This window comes from Rhodococcus sp. R1101, from assembly GCF_000278445.1.
GTDB lineage: Bacteria > Actinomycetota > Actinomycetes > Mycobacteriales > Mycobacteriaceae > Rhodococcus > Rhodococcus gordoniae.
Map to the genome: position 1 here is coordinate 1 of NZ_AJVB01000719.1, position 1,359 is coordinate 1,359.

At 65.6% G+C, this 1,359-nt stretch carries 1 protein-coding gene; it reads left to right on the forward strand.

Features of this window, described 5'->3' with window-relative positions; all coding sequences use genetic code 11:
* Window positions 1–1,310: class I adenylate-forming enzyme family protein (locus R1101_RS0123555; protein ID WP_016935625.1), on the forward strand; the 1,310-nt coding region annotated here is incomplete at its 5' end.
* Window positions 1,311–1,359 lie beyond the last annotated feature (49 nt).

A 1,359-nucleotide genomic window follows, 5' to 3' on the forward strand; every position in this document is an offset into this window, starting at 1 on the left:
AGATCCTGCACGACTCGGGTGCGACGGTCCTGGTGGCGCTGCAGTCGCTGTACATCGACGTGGCAGCGAAGGTCGTCGAGTCGACCGACGTGCGCACCCTGATCACCACGTCCGAGTTGGAGTACCAGAGTGCGAACAGTGGCACCCTCGCCGGCGTCGAACGCATCGAGTGTGCGGGCACCACGGACATGGCGGAGATGCTCGCGGCCTTCCGGGGTCAGAGCGTCCCCCCTGCCGAGATCGGCCCCGACACGGTCGCTTTCCTGACGTACACCTCCGGGACCACCGGCCCGCCGAAGGGCGCGATGACCACCCACCGCAACGTGGCGTTCAACGCGCAGACCTATCGGGACTGGATCGGCATCGGCCCCGACGACGTCGTCCTCGGCGTCGCGCCACTGTTCCACATCACCGGACTCGTCGGCCACATCGCCTTGTCGCTGCTGACCGGCGCACCCCTGGTGCTGATGCACCGCATGGCTCCGGCCGACACCATCGACACGATCGAGAAGCAACGCGCCACGTTCACCGTCGGATCGATCACGGTGTTCATCGCGTTGATGAACGTCCCGAATGCGAGCAAGGAGGCCCTGGCGAGCCTGACCAAGATCTACTCGGGCGGAGCACCGATCCCACCGAGCACCATCGCGGCGTTCGAGGAGAGATTCGGTCACTACATCCACAACATCTACGGTCTCACCGAGACGACCTCCCCGTCGCACGCGGTGCCGCTCGGCAGGCGGGCACCGGTCGACGAGCTGACCGGAGCGACCTCCGTGGGCGTGCCGGTCTACGACACCGTCGTGCGGATCGTCGACGACAACGGCAACGACCTTCCCCCGGGTGAGGTCGGGGAGCTCGTGACCGCGGGGCCGCAGGTGGTGGCGGGATATTGGAACAAGCCCGAGGCCACCGCGAACTCGATCCCGGACGGAGTACTGCACACCGGCGACATGGGCTACATGGACAGCGACGGCTGGTTCTACATCATCGACCGCAAGAAGGACCAGATCAACGCCAGTGGCTACAAGGTATGGCCTCGCGAGGTCGAGGACGTGCTCTACGAACACGACGCCGTTCGCGAAGCCGCAGTGGTCGGAGTACCCGACGAATACCGCGGAGAGACGGTCAAGGCCTTCGTCAGCCTCCGGCCCGGAACCACCGTCACGCCCGAGGAACTGATCGCATTCACGAAGAAACGACTGGCCGCCTACAAGTGCCCACGCTTCGTCGAGATCATTCCCGACATCCCCAAGACGGCAACGGGAAAACTACTGCGCCGCCGGCTGCGGACCACAACACCTTCCTGACGGTCGTTGCGGCGGAAGGCGCTGTCGACCCCGCGAACCCGTGACGCGT